Below are 15,702 nucleotides of genomic sequence, written 5' to 3'. Positions count from 1 at the left end.
TTATCGTGATGGCATGAACCACGCCGACACCCCTCAGCCCGGCATCCGCCGCGTCACCGAGGCCGCAGTGCTGAGCGCGATGGCCCACCCGTTCCGCGCTCGCCTGATCGACGCGCTCAAGGTCGACGGGCCCTCCACCGCCTCAGCACTGTCGCAGCGGACCGGCCAAGCCGTCGGCAGCGTCAGCCATCACCTCAAGGTGCTCGCCGAGGTGAAGCTCGTCGAGGAGGTGCCCGAGCTCGCCCGCGATCGGCGTGAACGCTGGTGGCGTCTCGTCGACGCAGGCTGGAAGTGGACGACGTCAGACTTCGCCGACGATCCCGTCGCCGCCACAGTCGCCGCCGCCGCCGAGTCGGCCCACTTCAACCGCCAGGTCGCACGTACGCACGAGTGGCTCGACAACCACGACGAGGCGGGCGAGTGGGTCGACGCGGCGTTCGCCACCCAGAACTGGCTGCACCTCACCCCGACCGAGCTGAGTGAGCTGAGCGTAGAGATCGTCGCCCTGCTGCAGCGATGGCACGATCGACCGACCGACGACGGCGTCGAGCGACAACCCGTGCTCGTCTACAGCCGGGGATTCCCGAGCCAGCCATGACCACGACTCCGACACCGGTCGTCCCAGCAGCCCCGCTGAGACAGAACCGGAACTTCAGCCTGCTCTGGCTCGGCGAGGGCGTCAGCCTGTTGGGCAATGCCACCACCGCAGTGCTCCTGCCCCTGCTCGCCGTCGTCGACTTCGGCGCAGGTGCCGGCTGGATGGGCGCCCTCACGGCAGCGGCCTGGCTGCCGTGGCTCGTCATCGGGCTGCCGGCCGGCGCCTGGGTCGACCGCATGCCGCCACGGCGGGTCATGATCATCGCCGACCTGGTCGCGGCTGTGGCGCTGGCGAGCGTGCCCGTCGCCTGGCTCGCCGGCGCACTGACCCTCCCGCACCTCGTGGTGGTCGCCCTGGCCAACGGCACCTGCACGGTGTTCTTCCGCACGGCGTACGGCAGGCTCATCCCCGGCATCGTCGAGACCCATCACCTCGAGCAGGCCAACGGGCGGATGTTCGGCACCGAGTCGGCGATGCAGGTCGTGGGTCCCGGCGCCGGCGGCTTGATGGCGCAGTTCCTCAGCGCCGCCGGCGGCCTCGCGGTCGATGCGGTCAGCTACGTCGTCTCGGCAGTGTGCCTCTGGCGCATCCGACCGAACGGAGAGAGTCACAGGCCGACCTCGGACGTCGAGCCACTTGCGACCCGGATCCGCGAAGGCATTGCGTATGTCGCCCATGACCCCTATCTCCGGCCCCTGACCCTCATCGGCGGGTTGTCCAACTTGGGGCTCACGGGATTCACGACGCTCCTCGTGCTGTTCATGGTCGACGACCTGGCGCTGTCGCCGTCCGCCGTTGGCCTGGTCATGATGACCGGCAGCATCGGTGGACTGCTCGGCGCCACCTTCGCTCGCCGGCTGTCGCAGCGCCTCGGCTCGGGTCGGGCATCGACGTGGTTGCTGCTCTGCTCCGGACCGACAACGCTCCTGCTGCCGCTCTCTCGTCCCGGTTGGCAGATCGTGTGGCTGATCGCGGGGCTGTTCCTGGTCGGCTTGTTCGTCGTGTCCGGCAACGTCATCCGCAACGCGTGGCGGCAGCGCTATGTGCCGGGCCACCTCATGGGCCGGGCCATCACGACGAGTCAGGTCGTCAATTTCGGCACCATGCCCGTGGCCGCGGCGGTCGCCGGCGTGCTCGGGGAGCACCTCGGGCTCCGTCCGACGATCGCCCTCATGGCCGGGATCCACCTGCTGGCCTGCCTCGCGATCCTGCGCACCTCTCTTGCCCGCCTGCGCGACCTGCCCAGCACACTTCACTCCCCCAGGTAGAAGTCCGGAGCGGCGCGCGCCTTCTGCTCGACGGCCCAACGGTGGCCCCACCACGTGTGGCTGGTCGCCCGGGTGGTGACGGTCGCGACGTCGAAGTCCATGCGGCAATTCAGCACCTCGGCATCATTGCGATCCGCGATGCGGCTGGCTGCCGCGCATCCGTCTTCGCCCGTGACGCTGGCCTGCGTCGCGGCCAACGCCGCGAGGTCAGCCGCCGCAGCGACCCGGTGACGAAGCCGCACGAGTCCGGCCATCTCCGTGATGACCAGGGCCGCCACCAGGAGCATGACGGCGATGACGGCGGCGTGGACCGTCACCGCTCCGCGCTCGTACCGACGGATCACGGTGACTCCACGGCGGCCACCGAGGCAGAGTCCATCGTCTGCGAGCCGACTGTGGAGAAGTTGGGCAACGGCATCCGTGACCGGGCGGTGACGGTGACCGTGACGAGCCCCGACTCGGTGTCGACGGACACCTTGGCGCCGTCCGGCGCGTGGGTGCGAGCCACCTTGGTCGCGGCCTCGACCCCCTCACCGCGGGCGATCATGCGGGCGGCCTCCCGGGAGGCATCGGCGATGCGGATCTGCGTCAGACCCAATGAGATGACCCACAGCAGCAGGAACGCGAACGCGACCCCGAACGGGACGATCGTGGCCAGCTCCGCGGTGACCATGCCGCGTTCGCGCCTCATCAGAACCGGACGCCGAATCGTGGGACCCCGTCGAAGGCATCGCGCAGCGTGCCCCAGCCGAGCGCGCGCTCGATGATGTCCTTGAAGGTCTGCATCCACGGGTTGTCGTCGAGGACACCGAACTTGTAGAGCGTGAAGGCGAGGCAGACGGCGCCCAGCGTGCCGACGGTGTATTCCGCGGTCGCCATGCCGCGGTCATCGTGGTGAGACATGTGAAGCCTTTCGGTGGACGGGCCCGGGGCGGTGCCACACCGCCCCGGACCGGACGGATCAGAACGGAAGCAGGTCGGGAATCTGCCCGATCAGGTCCTTGACGAGATCGCCGAACCACGGGGACTGCCCGATCTTGACGAGCACGCCGCCGATCGTGCAGGCACCGAGCGTGCCGACGGTGTATTCGGCGGTCGTCATGCCCCGCTCGGCACGGCGCAGGAGCTGCTGGTTCATGTGGAGTCCTTTCGATGAATGAAACGGTCGAAAGGAAGATGCGACCGGTGGACCGCGATCTGCGGACCCGGCGTCACGGCTGGGGACAGGATTCGCGGAGCCGGCCGGCTGTGGATCACAGGCTGAACGAGCGAAACGTGGCGATGATCGTCGGCACGATCCCGATGAGGAAGAACGCCGGCAGGAAGCACGCGCCCAGCGGGGCCGCCGTGCGGACGGCGACCTTGCGACTCCGCTCACGCCGGGCCGCCCGGCGTTCGCGACGCAGCTCGTCGGCCACACCCGAGACCACGTGCGCCACCGGCATGCCGGACGCCGCTGCCCGACGGAACGCCCGGCCCACTGGCGCGAGCGACGGGTCGAGGGCCAGTGAACGCCACACCGCTTCGGAATCGCCAGCGATCGCCAATCGCCCTGCCACCAGGCTGAGGTCCACGCCCAGCGGGTCCGCAGTCGCCGCGGCCGCCAGCTCGAACGCCGTCACCGGCGGGCGCCCGACCTCCAGCGCCGCGACCATGAGGTCGAGTGCGGTGGGCAGCTGCGCGGTCAGCTGAGCACTTCTGCGTCGTGCCGACGCCGTCTCGAGCCGGCTCATCGACCGATGGACGACCGGGGCGAGGGCCACACCGAGCAAGGGCCCGAGCGGGAGTCCCAGCACCACGAACGCAGCAACGGGAGTCAGCGCGGCGGCCATGACCGCCGGATCGATCCGACTGCCCGAGGTCGGCCGACCGAACAGCTCCTGTCTCCTGGCCGTCGTCGAGCTCGGAATCAGGCACCAGATAGCGAGCCCCGCGAGCCATGCCGGTATCACGTCTCTGCCTCCGCGCTCGACGCGATGCGCTCGACCCACGCCACTCCGACGCACGCGAGCGCACATCCCGCGGCAAGGCACAGCACCCCCGGGTAGGTGCCCGTGAGGATGGCGACCGGATCGCCACCCATGCCAGAGCCCAGCGCCAGGCCGAAGACCGGCAGCACCGCCATCAACCGACCGGTGGCGCGAGCGGGCGCGAGCCCGGACTCGACCTCGCGCTCGGTCTCGAGATCACCTCGGGCCGACTCCTCGAGCCGGTCGAGCACCCGCGACAGCGGAGCTCCAGCGCGTTCAGCGACGAGCCAGGCGCCCGACAGCTCGGCAAGCAGCTCGGCGCCCGTCTCGTCCGCCGCCGCCCGCAGTGCGGCGGGCACGTCACCGCCCAGGTCGGCAGAGCGCGCGGCGGGCGCCAGGAAGTCGAACTCAGGAGCCAGTCCCTGGAGGGCGCGCTGCGGCAGGATGCCGGCCCGCAGCTCGGCCGACATCAGTCCGATCGCCTCCGAGACCTGACGGCGCCGCACACCGAGTCGTTTGCGCTGCACCCCACGACGCCACTGCCGCATGCCGAACGCGCCGACGCCCGCAGCGGTGGCGACGAGGATGACATGGGGGCCGGAGGCATCGGCCCGCCCGGCACCCCAGGCCACCACCATCAGGGTGCCGACCCCGAGGGTCCAAGGAGGCACCCGCGGTCCTGGCAGGTCGAGGCGCAACCGATGGCGTACGACCCAGGTACCGGGCGGGCGCCACAGCCAGACCGAGGTCGCTGCGAGCAGCGCGGTCAGCGTCGTCAACCCAGCACCTGCTCGAGACGCGCAGCACCGGGTCCCTCCTCGACGCCGTCAGGACCGACGGACACGGCGGGGACGCACCGGACGAGGCCGTCATGCTCGCGTTCGAGGACGGCGATCTGCTGGACTCGGCGTATGCCATCAGGTCCGCGGGCGAGGTGTACGACGAGCTCGAGGCTCGCGGCCAGCTGGCTGTGCACGGCCTCGCGGGGCAGCCCCGCCGCCACCCCCAGCGCCTCGAAGCGTGCCGGAACGTCGATCGTGGAGTTGGCATGCAGCGTGCCGCACCCACCCTCGTGACCGGTGTTGAGGGCGGCCAGCAGGTCGACGACCTCGGCCCCACGCACCTCACCGACCACGAGCCGGTCGGGACGCATGCGGAGTGCCTGTCGTACGAGGTCACGGACCGTGACCAGGCCGGCGCCCTCGACGTTGGCCGGGCGCGCCTCGAGACCGACGACGTGGGAGTGGTCCGGTCGCAGCTCGGTCGCATCCTCGACGACGACGAGCCGCTCATCAGGGTGCACCTCGGCGAGCAGGGCCGAGAGCAGTGTGGTCTTGCCCGAACCCGTGCCGCCCGTCACGACGAACGCGACTCGCGAGGCGACGACTCGCCGCAGGATGTCGGCGGTCTCGTCGGTGAGGGAGCCCGCAGCCCTCAGCTCCGCCAACGAGAAGCTCCGCCGGGCCGGCACCCGCATCGAGATCAGCGTGCCGGGCCGCGCCAGCGGCGCCAGCACCGCGTGCAGGCGGGTGCCGTCCGCGAGACGGGCATCGACCCACGGACTTGCATCGTCCAGGCGCCGCCCGGCCTGGGCCGCGAGGCGCTGGGCCAGTCTGCGGACGGCGTCCTCGTCTGCGAACCGCACGGACGACCTCTCGAGGCCGCGACCGCGATCGAGGTAGACGCCGTCGGGACCGTTGACCAGGACGTCGGTGACGCCCGGGGTCGCCAACAACGGGTCGAGCAACCCTGCACCCCTGGTCTCGCTGCGGAGCTGGTCGACCAGGGCCAGGACCGTGCCGCTGCCGGCCACGTGGTGCTCGGCGCGCAGCGCCGCGGCGACGCTGGCCGGGGTCGCCTCCGCGGTGCCGGCCGCCAGTCGCCTCCGCACCCGCTCCAGGATCGGCACCTCAGTCATGCAGCCTCCAGGCCCAGGGTGTCCAGCAGAGCCATCGCGGTACGCCTGGCCGCGCGTGATCGTCCGGGCCCCATCCCCCGGTCGACGGCGGCACGTACGCGACGATCGACGCGGTGACGGGCGAGCACCGGCAGACCCAGTGCATCGGAGACCGCTGCCGGTCCGATGCCTCCGGGCCGACCGGCAGTGACCACGACGATCGACGACGCCACCTGTTGCAGGCGGTCGAGGACATGCCTGGCCGCACCGACCCCGCAGATGTCCTCGGCGACGACCAGCACGGTGAGGACCGATCTGCCAACGATGTCGGCGCCCGGCTCGTCGAGGTGACGCGGCACGTCGGCGACGACCAGGTCGAATCCGCGCACGGCCGCCGTGAGGACGGAGGGGACCGCTGCCGGCAGGACCGTCGTGCCCGACCGATCCCACGACAGCGTCGAGACACCGTGGTGCACCGGCAGCACGTCGGCGAGCGAACCGGCGCTCAGCCGGCCGTGCGTCGCGTCGAAGTCGTGCCACCGCAGCCCCTCGGCCCGCTCGGCACCCATCAGCAGCTCGAGTCCGCCGCCGAGTGGATCCGCGTCGAACAGCAGTGACCTCAGCCCACGACGCTGTGCCGCAAGGCCGAGCGCGACGGCCAGCGTCGAGGCGCCGACGCCGCCCGATCCACCGACCATGCTGACGAGGCAGGCCTCGCCCCGTCCGTCGAGCGCCGCGGCCAGCGCCTCGAGGATGCGGTCCTCCTGGTGCGGGCCGCACACCGCCACAGCTCCCAGTGCAACCGCATCCGGCCACCACTGCGACGGCTCCCTCGCCAGCAGGACCACATGCTCCCGCCGCGGCAGCGCGGCTCGAGCCAGGTCGCCGGCCAGGTCCTCACCCACGATCACGGCCGAGGCCTGCCGCCACGACCGACGAGTCGCCGTGAGGTCCGGCGCGACGTCGGGCACCGCGCCGACCGCGGCACACCACCGGAGCGCATCGTCCAGCAGGAGCTCGTCGGCGGTGGCGATCAACGGGGCGGCGAGGTCGGGCATACGTACGACTGTCGCCGCCCCGGCCGCCCACCGGAACCGACACCCGAGCGCCTGTGGACAGCCGATCCCGGACCCGCCGGGTGTGGACCCGCCTATCCTGAACAGGTGAGCCCCACGAGGTCAGCCGCATTCTTCGACCTGGACAAGACGATCATCGCCAAGTCGAGCACGCTTGCCTTCAGCAAGCCGTTCTTCCAGGGCGGTCTGCTCAGCCGCCGGGCGGTGCTCCGCAGCGCCTACGCCAACTTCATGTTCGCGCTCAACGGCGCCGACCACGACAAGCTCGAGAAGATGCGCGCCTACCTCACCCAGATGGTCACCGGGTGGGACGTCGAGGTCGTACGCCAGTCAGTCGCCGAGACGCTGCACTCGATCATCGACCCGCTCGTCTACGAAGAGGCCGTCGACCTCATCGAGGAGCACCAGGCCGCTGGCCGCGACGTCGTGATCGTCTCGGCATCGGGCACCGAGGTGGTCGAGCCCATCGGCGAGATGCTGGGCGTCGACCACGTCATCGCCACGACGCTGTACGTCGAGAACGGCCGTTACACCGGTGACGTCGACTTCTACGCGTACGGGCCCAACAAGGCGGTCGCGATGGAGCAGCTCGCCGCCGAGCGCGGCTACGACCTCACCGCGTCGTACGCCTACTCCGACTCCGAGACCGACGCACCGATGCTCCAGGCGGTCGGTCATCCATACGCGGTCAACCCCGACAAGGCGCTGCGCCGCATCGCCGAGGAGAACGGCTGGCCGATCCTCGCCTTTCGCCGGCCCGTCGCCCTGCGCCGCCGCCTGGGCCTGCACACCAAGGTCGGCAAGGCTGCCGCCGTCACGGTCGTCGCCAGCGCGGTCGGCGCGATCACCGTCGCACTGGTGTCACGCCGCAAGCACCGCGTCCCGGCGAGATTGTGAAGCAAAGCGCACAACGTTACGACCCAGTAGGTCTCGCGTCGCCCGGCCCGGTGGCGTAGACAAGGAACCAAGAACTCCACAAACTCCACAGCGGCAAAGCAGCTCAGTACCCACGCGGCGATCACCCGTCTCAATGGGAACGTTGCTCGTGGACTCCGTCCCACTCAGGGATTCAGGCGGGGCCCCGACGACTCCGATCCAGCACGCTTGGTAGCCGAGCTCGCTTGCCAGGCGGCGCCATTCCCCCGGGGATCGGCGCCGCCGCTCTGTGTGGGCTAGGCGCCCTCCGGCTCGACCGGCTTCCAGCACACCATCGGGATGTAGGCGGCATCGGGCCAGGCCAGCAGCGGGCCTTCGTGGCGCCGCACCAGCTCGGCGAGCAGCAGCTCGACCGAGTCGAAGTCTCGCGGGTGCAGAGGCTCGGACAGCTCGAGGTGGGTCGTGCCGTCGGCCGCCCGGTGGCTCGTCATGACGACGACGGGCGATCCGGCGAGGAACGCGGCGCGCGCCGGGCCTGACGAACAACGGACCTGGCGGCCGGCGAACGTGGCGACGCTGCCGCCGGGCACGTCGATCGCGGCGGCCACGACGTGCCCCTTGCGGAGCTCGTCGGCAATGCCGCTCGTGCCGGCCTCGGCCGACATCAGCGCACCACCCTGGCCGACGACGTGCAGGTGCTGCAGCAGGTTGGGACCCGCGGTCCGCATGGCGCGGGCGCCCACCAGCACGTGGACGGGGACACCAGCGCGGGAGACCGAGGCGAACGCACCGTCGAAGTGCGCATGGTGCACGAAGCTCAGGAAGACACCGTGCCCCTCGCTCCGGGCCGCCAGCAGATGCTCGATGCCCTCGACCCTCTGCCGGTTGACCGACCGGGGGTGCCAGCGCAGCTCGTGGCACCAGGCCCAGTGCTCGACGTAGCCGCGACTTGCCGCCTCGACCTCCGACGACCGGCCGACAGCACCCAGCAGGTGCTCCATGTGGTCGCGGGCATTGCTCACGGTCGCGGGATCGGCGAGGGCACGACGGATCTTGCGCTCCACGAACGGCCGGACCAGGACCAGGGGAAGCCGCGGGCGTACGAGCCACAGAGCCCGCGACACGACGCGCCGCGCCAAGGCCTTGGTGGACGCCGCCAAGGGGACCGGCTGGGGGGATGACTGCCGTGTGTCGATCGACACGTTCTGGGGCACTGCCTCGTCTTCCATCGCCCGAAACGCTACCGCACACGCATCCCGCCGGCGGAGATTCCGTGACAACTGGGGACGACCTTCCGGGTGTGGGCCACGAGCGCCGCGCGCGGCTGATAATCTCGCCGCGTGCCCGAGAAGACGCTCACCGCCGATGACATCCGCGACCTCTACCTGGACATCGTCAAGCGCAGCTTGACTGGTGCCTTGATGGAGGACAATGACTCGATCCTGGGCGGCGTCCGCATGCTCGGTGCCAAGTCGTTCAAGAAGCGCGCGGCCAACACCGTCGCCAGGCTCGCCGGCAAGCTCGACCTCGAGATCGCCTACAAGAAGCCGTACGACCCCGAGGCCCGCGAGTCCGGTCTGGACTGGCCCGCCCGCGCCGAGTCGATGATCGGCCTCAAGCGCATGACCAACATCCAGGACTGCATCGCGTCGATCATCAAGGACGACGTCCCGGGTGACCTGATCGAGACCGGCGTGTGGCGTGGTGGCGCCACGATCTTCATGAAGGCCAACCTCAACGCGTGGGGCGACACGACCCGCAAGGTCTGGGTCGCCGACTCGTTCGAGGGGCTTCCGGCACCCGACGCGTCCCGCTACCCCGCCGACACCGGCGACGAGCTGCACACCCAGACGGGCCTCGCGGTCGGCCTCGAGACCGTCAAGAAGAACTTCACCCGCTACGGCGTGCTCGACGACCGCGTCGAGTTCCTCGTCGGCTGGTTCAAGGACACCCTGCCCGTGGCGCCGATCGAGCAGCTCTCGCTCATGCGCCTCGACGGCGACATGTACGAGTCGACGATCCAGGCCATCGAGGTGCTCTACCCCAAGCTGTCGTCCGGCGGATTCTGCATCATCGACGACTTCGGCAGCCATGCGTCACAGGCCGGCCAGGCGATCCACGACTACCGCAAGGAGCACGGGATCACCGACGAGATCGTCCAGATCGATCCCTACGGCGCCTTCTGGCGCAAGAGCTGACCCAGCCCTCTACGACGCGGTGGCGCCCTTCTTGCTCCGCGCATAGTCGATGAAGGCGTCGATGTCGGGCTGCGCCAGCATCGGCACGGCCTCACGGACCTCCTCGAGCGGCCAGTCCCACCACTTGATCTCGAGCAGCGCCTCGATCTGCTCCGGCGTGAAGCGGTAGCGGATCAGCTTGGCCGGGTTGCCGCCCACGATCGCGTACGGCGGCACGTCGCGCGTCACGACGGAACCCGCCGCGATGATCGCGCCGTCACCGATCGTGATGCCGCTCATCATGAACGAGCCGGCGCACGTCCATACGTCGGAGCCGACGTGCGTGTCGCCGGTCGGCGTCGGGTAACCGTCGGTGCCCATCCCCTCCATGCCGAAGTTGATGCGGTGCGGATAGGTCGTGACGTTCTCGACCGAGTGCTTGCCGCCGAGCAGGTATGTGCCGCCCAACGACGAGTAGTTGCCGACCAGGAGCCGCTCGGTGCCCAGGTAGTAGGTGAGGACGGCCGGGATGCCGTACGTCTGAGGGCCCTGGACGACCCGGCCGCTCTTGACCAAGCGCTTCCAGGTGTAGTTGTCCGGCCCGACCAGCATGCTGTGGACTCGGCGATAGGTGTAGAGCAGACGGCGGAGCAGATTCTTCAAGGTCTTCCTCTCGGTCAGTCCGTGGCCAGGGTGGAGTCGTGCTCGGCCGGGGCATGGGCGACGTCGTCCGGGATCTCGACGTCAGGCTGGTTGAGCTGATAGGCGAGCGCCGCCCACCAGATCGCGGCGCCCAAACCGTGGCCCAGGGCGACTGCCCACATGCCGCCGAGCGCACCATTGATGATCACGCCGACGACCGTCAGCACGACGATCAGGACGGTCTTGACGATGTCGATGCGCAGGGCCAGCTTGACCGCGCGGAGCCCGAGCAGGCCGCTGCGGGCGCCGCTCATGGCGCCCATCATGGCGATCTGCACGGCTGCGGGCCACAGGAGCGTCTGCGACGCGTCCCAGGTGTCGCCGAGCAGCGCCTCGCCGAGCCGGTCCGGGATCAGCAGCAGCACAGCGCCGTTGACGACGGCCACGATCGTGGTCAGCAGGCTGATCCGCGTGCCCATCCGCAGGACCGTGAGGCGGTCCTTGGCGGAACGGGAGACGTCGACGACACCACTGGCCATCGAAGCGACCTGGAACACGACGAACGGTCGTTGCAGGAGGAGTGCGCCCTGCACCGCGCCCATCGCCTTGGCGCCGGCGATCGCCGTGGTCAGGACGGCCGTCGCGAGGGCGCTGCCCTGGGCCGAGGTGTAGGAGGCGAGATAGCGCCAGGAGTCGGACCACGTCTCGCGCAGCCACCGCAGGCTCAGCTTGATGCGGGTGGTGCGGTGCTGCCAGAACACCATCAACCCGGCGACCGACCCGGAGGCGCCCCAGGCGGCGATGAAGATCCACAGGCTGTCGGTGTCGGTCACGATGAGGACGCTCGTCGCCGCGACGACGAGCACGAGCCACACGACGTCGAGGGCGAGCGACCAGGCGGGCCGCCGCATGGCGAAGCCGAGGTAGCGGCCGAGGTCCTGGAGCACCAGGAACGGGATGCACACCGCGAGAGCCAGGAAGGCGTCGCCGAGCCGGCCGTCCCAGATGTGGGAGACGAGCCCGCCCACGAGCACCAGGACGCCGAGACCGAGACCGAGAAGCGCGGAGGTGCCGATCGCGTCACCGGCTCGCTCCTCCACCTCGGAGGAGTGCATCAGCAGCGGGTCACCGACCAGGGCCCGCGCGGCGCCCTGCACCATCCCGTAGCTCAGGAACACGATCGAGAAGAGGCCGAACGACGCGACGTCGAGGAGCTGGGCCGCGAGCAGGGTGATGAGGATGTTGGACGCACCGGAGATGGCCTGGTCGATCGTGAGTACGCCGAGCCGGCGTCCCGCCGACTGCTCGGTGGACTTCACCTGGTGCCTCACTCATCACTCGTGCCACTGGTCGATGGCAGCCTAATCGTTGTTGCGTGCATCCGGCCGCTGTTCGGCGAGGTCAGCCCCACATGCCGTCGCCACCGGAGAACTTCGAGCTCATCCGGCCGGCCAGCTTCGGGAACCGCTTGCGCACCCGGTCGTACTCCTCGGGCAGCAGCCAGCGAGCCGTCTTGGCGGTGTCGCCGACGAACGACTTCGAGACGCTCTTCCACGCGCTGCGGCGCCACTCGTCGTACGCCACGGCCTCGGCCGCGACGAACGGGGACGGCAGCTCGTGACCGCGTGTCGGCAGCTCCTGCCGGTACGCCCTGCGGAGGCGCCGGCTGATGTGCCGCCCGCGCGAGTCGTTGGCGTACGGATAGGGCGGCGGCGCCGGGAGACTGCGCTCGTGCGCTGACAGGATCTCGGCGTACTCGGCGCACAGCGCGCGGATGGCGCTGTCCTCGGCGAGGTCGTCACGGCTGGAATGCTCGAAGCGCATCGACAGCTTCTCGGGATGCCGCGAGTCGAAGGCGTGGAAGTGGAACAGGCGCAGGCGCTCACCGTTGGACGAGTTGTAGTAGCCGTCGGCGTCGGCCGCGAGCGGGCGTTCGGGGAGGTTGCCGACCCCGACGTTGTAGCCCGTGTGTCGCAGGCTGCGGGCGGCGAACAGGGTGCTGCCGATGTCGACCCACTTCTGGTCGACGAAGAGCCCGGCCAGCGGCTCGTAGAGGCACTCGAGGCTGAGGTGACCCCACCACCAGTCGAGGAAGTCGATCGCGCGCCGGTCGACGGCGCAGAAGCCGAGGTTGAAGATGCCGACCGCGAGCATGTGCGACTCGCCCATCTTGGCGTCGGGCCGCTCGGGCTTGAGGAAGTGCGGCGTCAGGAGGATGCCGCCCTCGCTGGCCTCGAGCTCCGGCAGCAGCTCCACCATGGGCGACGTGAGATAGGTGTCGGGGTCGAGGTAGACCGCGGCCTCGGTCGTGTCCAGCAGGTGCTTGAGCAGCAGCGGCTTGACCGCGGTGGCGAGCTCGACCAGCTCGTAGATCATCGCGAGCTGCTGCACCTCCCGGGCGCTCAGGCCCAGCGACGCCGTGCTGACGCACTCCACGCCCTCGACGTCGGGGAGGTCCTCGTCACGAGCCACGTCGGAGAACAGGACCTTGAGCCCGGCACCGTTCTCGTGGCGGCGCAGACTGTCCGCCAGCGTCATCGCCTTGGGCAGGTAGTTCGTGGTCAGGATCGTGCAGTAGGTGACGGTAGCGGTCATCCCGGGATGTCCATCCTCTCGACCGAGCAGGGCAAGCACGCCTCACGCGGCGCGACCACGGCGACTATATCCGGCCGAGCAGGCGTCCCTGCCCGCAGTGTCGGGCAGATCTGCTCGTGTACATTTCACACATGGTTGCGCCTGTCGTGCTGATCTCCTTCAACCGGCCGGAGCAGACCCGGCGCACGCTGGATCGCATCCGCGAGGCGGCCCCTGAGGAGCTCTTCCTCATCGTGGATGCCCCCCGTGCGACGCACCCGGCCGATGCCGAGAAATGCGCTGCCGTACGCGCCGAGCTGGACAACATCGACTGGCCCTGCAAGGTCCACCGACGCTACGCCGAGACCAATCTCGGTTGTGCCGCAAGCATCGAGCTGGGCCTCGACTGGGTGTTCAGCCAGGTGCCGGCCGCGATCGTGCTCGAGGACGACTGCCTCGCCGACCTGACGTTCTTCGAATTCTGCACCGAGCTGCTCGAGCGCCATGCCGGTGACGACCGGTTCGGCTACATCGGCGGCGCCGCCCCCGAGATGCCCGACGAGGTGTTCGCGGGCAAGAGCTACGCCTACACCGCGTTCGCCTCCATCTGGGGCTGGGCGACCTGGGCCGACGCCTGGCAGCAGCACCGCGCGCTCTACCCGCGTACGCACGCCGACGGCGACACGGCGTCGCGCCGCACCCAGCCGATCGACTGGAGCAACACGCTGCTCGTGACCCCGGCGGGCCGGCGCTTCTTCCGCACCGCCGGGCAGGCGATCGACAAGCAGAGCTCGACGTGGGCGATCCACTGGGTCCTGTCGGTCCTCGCGACCCGCAAGCTGGCCATCACGGGGTCGACGGTCCTGGTGCAGAACGTCGGGCTCGGCTCCGAAGGCACCCACACCCAGTCGTCGTCGCGCGAGATGCCGGAGACCCAGCCGCTCGACTTCCCCCTGCGCCACCCCGAGGTCATCACGGTCAACGAGACGGTCGAGGCGGCGTACGAGAAGGTCGTCGCCCGCGAGCTCGGCCTGCTGGCGCGGGTCGCCCGTGCTGTCCTGCCTGCGGGCCCGGTGCGTGCCTTGGCGCAGCGCATCCACTACCGCCGCACGGCGACGACCTAGTCCTGACGTCAGCCGGCCAACGGTGACGCCTCGGCGCCGCGGGTGAACGCCTGCGACGCGTACATCAACCACTGGTGCACACCCGTCGGATCGCCGCCGGCGTATGCCGTCAGGGCCGACCGGTAGCCGTCCGGCTCGGCAGCGTGCCCGGCCTCCGGCACCGTGACGGACGCCGGGTCGACCCCCTTGGCCACGAGCACGAGGCGCTCGGCGGCCCGCCCGACCACGGCGTTGTGGGTCGCGAACGCGCCCGCCGCCGCGATCTCGGCGTGCACGAGTGCCGCGACGACCAGTCCGGGCGCCTCGGTCGGCTCGCCCAGCATCGCGGCGAGGGCGGTCAGCCGGGCCACACCCTCCGGGTGCACCGGCCGGCCGAGGTCCGCGTCGTCGACCGACCCGGCAGCGGCGAGGGCGTGCATGCGGGCGAGCGCCTGGACCGGCGAGTGGCTCCACACCGGCAGCAGGCCGAGCAGCTCCGTCGACAGCCGGACGGCTCCGCGCGCGACAGCGTCGCCGCCGCCGGACGCGAGCACCTCGACGTCGTACGCACTGCCCTCGAGTGCGGCGGTGGCGGTGGCACCCAGCAGGAGCGAGCGGGCCGTGTCGTCGGGCGTGCTGCGACGCAGGCCGCGGTCACGCAGGATCCCGTCGATGCCGTCGCGGGTCCCGGCGTACGTCGAAGGGATGCCCTCGAGCAGGGCGGCCGAGATGAACGGATCGGACACGCCCGAAGCGTACCGGCCGCCCCTCGCGCCGACCGGTAGCCTGAGGAAGATGAACGACTCCCCCGAAGATCGCACCGCCAAGTGGCTGGTCGGGGACCGTCTGGCGTGCGTCCTGCACATCGGCGACACATCACTCGCCTACCAGCTGGCCGAGCAGGGCCATGAGGTCGTCGTCGCGGGGGACGACGTCACCGCGAGCCGTCACGAGGACATCCAGTACGTCCGCAGCCGCGGCGAGCGCCTGCCGTTCCTCGCCAGCGCGTTCGACGTCGTGATCGCTCCGGAGCTGCGCGACGCGCCCACAGCGCTCGCCGAGTATGCCCGGGTCCTGCGGCCCGACGGGTTGCTGTCGACGATCTCGCAGCGCTACGACGACGCGATCCCGTGGATGCGCAAGCTCCGCGAGATCACCGGCGACCGTGGCGCCGCGGCCACCCCGGTCGACACGTTCAGCGCGTCCGGGCTGTTCCACGAGCCCGAGACCCACGAGTTCGGCACGTGGGAGAAGCTCGACCTGCCCGGCCTCATGCGTTTCGCCGAGTCGACGCGACACCCGTCGGTCCCAGAGTCCGCGCTGGCCCAGGTGCGCGACCTGTTCCTGAGCTACGGCGCCCAGACCGGCTTCCTGCGGCTGCGCCACGAGACGTTCTGCGTACGCGCCAAGGTCGACAAGTCCAGCATGGAGCAGGAGATGGAGCCGCCAGACACGCTGCTGCTCGACTTCCGGTGACGAAACGCCCTCTGGTCGCCGAAATCGTCCGACCCGGTTCCTATC

General features: G+C 70.3%; 19 protein-coding genes. 6 read left to right on the top strand and 13 right to left on the bottom strand.

The window, feature by feature from the left end; genetic code table 11:
• Positions 1-13 precede the first annotated feature (13 nt).
• Together ESP70_RS18455 and ESP70_RS18450 are read left to right on the top strand one after the other, a co-directional pair.
• Positions 14-598 carry an ArsR/SmtB family transcription factor gene (locus tag ESP70_RS18455; RefSeq protein WP_149690745.1) on the top strand — a complete coding sequence of 195 codons (585 nt, stop codon included), beginning with the start codon at positions 14-16 and terminating at the stop codon, positions 596-598.
• Positions 595-1,866: an MFS transporter gene (locus ESP70_RS18450; RefSeq protein WP_188110699.1), complete on the top strand. Its 1,272-nt coding sequence runs from the start codon at positions 595-597 to the stop codon at positions 1,864-1,866. The genes ESP70_RS18455 and ESP70_RS18450 overlap by 4 nt, the downstream gene beginning before the upstream one ends.
• On the opposite strand, the gene ESP70_RS18445 is transcribed toward ESP70_RS18450, so the two are convergent.
• From ESP70_RS18445 to ssd, 8 genes are all read right to left on the bottom strand, one after another.
• A complete protein-coding gene (locus ESP70_RS18445) occupies positions 1,851-2,210 on the bottom strand; it encodes an Rv3654c family TadE-like protein (protein WP_149690743.1) in 360 nt (119 codons plus the stop codon). The genes ESP70_RS18450 and ESP70_RS18445 overlap by 16 nt on opposite strands.
• Entirely contained in the window at positions 2,207-2,557 is a 351-nt protein-coding gene (locus ESP70_RS18440; RefSeq protein WP_149690742.1) for a TadE family type IV pilus minor pilin, read from the bottom strand. Before ESP70_RS18440 ends, ESP70_RS18445 begins: the two co-directional genes overlap by 4 nt.
• Positions 2,557-2,769 carry a DUF4244 domain-containing protein gene (locus ESP70_RS18435; RefSeq protein ID WP_149690741.1) on the bottom strand — a complete coding sequence of 71 codons (213 nt, stop codon included), beginning with the start codon at positions 2,767-2,769 and terminating at the stop codon, positions 2,557-2,559. Before ESP70_RS18435 ends, ESP70_RS18440 begins: the two co-directional genes overlap by 1 nt.
• A 58-nt stretch (positions 2,770-2,827) precedes the next feature.
• Positions 2,828-3,004, bottom strand: a complete 177-nt coding sequence (locus tag ESP70_RS18430) for a DUF4244 domain-containing protein (RefSeq protein WP_149690740.1) — start codon at positions 3,002-3,004, stop codon at positions 2,828-2,830.
• Between the two features lie 115 nt (positions 3,005-3,119).
• Entirely contained in the window at positions 3,120-3,698 is a 579-nt protein-coding gene (locus ESP70_RS18425) for a type II secretion system F family protein (RefSeq protein ID WP_188110698.1), read from the bottom strand.
• Positions 3,699-3,814: 116 nt separating this feature from the next.
• On the bottom strand, positions 3,815-4,615 hold the full coding sequence (locus ESP70_RS18420) for a type II secretion system F family protein (RefSeq protein ID WP_149690738.1): 801 nt from the start codon (positions 4,613-4,615) through the stop codon (positions 3,815-3,817).
• The gene (locus ESP70_RS18415; protein ID WP_149690737.1) at positions 4,612-5,754 is read right to left on the bottom strand and encodes a TadA family conjugal transfer-associated ATPase; all 1,143 of its coding nucleotides are present in this window, start codon (positions 5,752-5,754) and stop codon (positions 4,612-4,614) included. The genes ESP70_RS18420 and ESP70_RS18415 overlap by 4 nt, the downstream gene beginning before the upstream one ends.
• The gene (ssd, locus tag ESP70_RS18410; protein WP_149690736.1) at positions 5,751-6,791 is read right to left on the bottom strand and encodes a septum site-determining protein Ssd; all 1,041 of its coding nucleotides are present in this window, start codon (positions 6,789-6,791) and stop codon (positions 5,751-5,753) included. Before ssd ends, ESP70_RS18415 begins: the two co-directional genes overlap by 4 nt.
• Before the next feature lie 105 nt (positions 6,792-6,896).
• Here ssd and ESP70_RS18405 point away from each other — a divergent pair, with 105 nt between their 5' ends.
• Positions 6,897-7,706 (top strand): HAD family hydrolase, encoded by an 810-nt coding sequence (locus ESP70_RS18405; RefSeq protein ID WP_149690735.1) that lies wholly within the window; start codon positions 6,897-6,899, stop codon positions 7,704-7,706.
• Between the two features lie 275 nt (positions 7,707-7,981).
• On the opposite strand, the gene ESP70_RS18400 is transcribed toward ESP70_RS18405, so the two are convergent.
• Positions 7,982-8,914: a lysophospholipid acyltransferase family protein gene (locus tag ESP70_RS18400; RefSeq protein WP_149690734.1), complete on the bottom strand. Its 933-nt coding sequence runs from the start codon at positions 8,912-8,914 to the stop codon at positions 7,982-7,984.
• A 111-nt stretch (positions 8,915-9,025) separates the two neighbouring features.
• Here ESP70_RS18400 and ESP70_RS18395 point away from each other — a divergent pair, with 111 nt between their 5' ends.
• Positions 9,026-9,883 carry a TylF/MycF/NovP-related O-methyltransferase gene (locus ESP70_RS18395; RefSeq protein ID WP_223148770.1) on the top strand — a complete coding sequence of 286 codons (858 nt, stop codon included), beginning with the start codon at positions 9,026-9,028 and terminating at the stop codon, positions 9,881-9,883.
• 9 nt (positions 9,884-9,892) lie between these two features.
• Here the strand turns inward: ESP70_RS18395 and ESP70_RS18390 are convergent, their stop codons facing one another.
• The 3 genes from ESP70_RS18390 to ESP70_RS18380 all read right to left on the bottom strand — a co-directional run bounded on the left by ESP70_RS18390 (position 9,893) and on the right by ESP70_RS18380 (position 13,099).
• On the bottom strand, positions 9,893-10,525 hold the full coding sequence (locus ESP70_RS18390) for a CatB-related O-acetyltransferase (RefSeq protein ID WP_149690733.1): 633 nt from the start codon (positions 10,523-10,525) through the stop codon (positions 9,893-9,895).
• A gap of 14 nt (positions 10,526-10,539) precedes the next feature.
• Complete coding sequence (locus ESP70_RS18385) at positions 10,540-11,835, bottom strand: MATE family efflux transporter (protein ID WP_149690732.1); 1,296 nt, start codon at positions 11,833-11,835, stop codon at positions 10,540-10,542.
• A 70-nt stretch (positions 11,836-11,905) separates the two neighbouring features.
• Positions 11,906-13,099 carry a hypothetical protein gene (locus tag ESP70_RS18380; RefSeq protein WP_149690731.1) on the bottom strand — a complete coding sequence of 398 codons (1,194 nt, stop codon included), beginning with the start codon at positions 13,097-13,099 and terminating at the stop codon, positions 11,906-11,908.
• A gap of 131 nt (positions 13,100-13,230) precedes the next feature.
• Here ESP70_RS18380 and ESP70_RS18375 point away from each other — a divergent pair, with 131 nt between their 5' ends.
• The gene (locus tag ESP70_RS18375; RefSeq protein WP_149690730.1) at positions 13,231-14,202 is read left to right on the top strand and encodes a glycosyltransferase family protein; all 972 of its coding nucleotides are present in this window, start codon (positions 13,231-13,233) and stop codon (positions 14,200-14,202) included.
• An 8-nt stretch (positions 14,203-14,210) separates the two neighbouring features.
• On the opposite strand, the gene ESP70_RS18370 is transcribed toward ESP70_RS18375, so the two are convergent.
• Positions 14,211-14,927, bottom strand: coding sequence for a Fic family protein (locus ESP70_RS18370; RefSeq protein WP_149690729.1), 717 nt, complete (start codon positions 14,925-14,927; stop codon positions 14,211-14,213).
• Between the two features lie 49 nt (positions 14,928-14,976).
• Here ESP70_RS18370 and ESP70_RS18365 point away from each other — a divergent pair, with 49 nt between their 5' ends.
• Positions 14,977-15,657, top strand: coding sequence for a class I SAM-dependent methyltransferase (locus ESP70_RS18365; RefSeq protein WP_188110697.1), 681 nt, complete (start codon positions 14,977-14,979; stop codon positions 15,655-15,657).
• The last annotated feature ends 45 nt before the right edge of the window (positions 15,658-15,702 follow it).

This window comes from Aeromicrobium ginsengisoli (genome assembly GCF_004134905.2).
In the GTDB taxonomy this organism is placed as follows: domain Bacteria; phylum Actinomycetota; class Actinomycetes; order Propionibacteriales; family Nocardioidaceae; genus Aeromicrobium; species Aeromicrobium ginsengisoli.
Note: the sequence above shows the minus strand (reverse complement) of the source record. Positions and strands in the feature narration are given on the sequence as shown.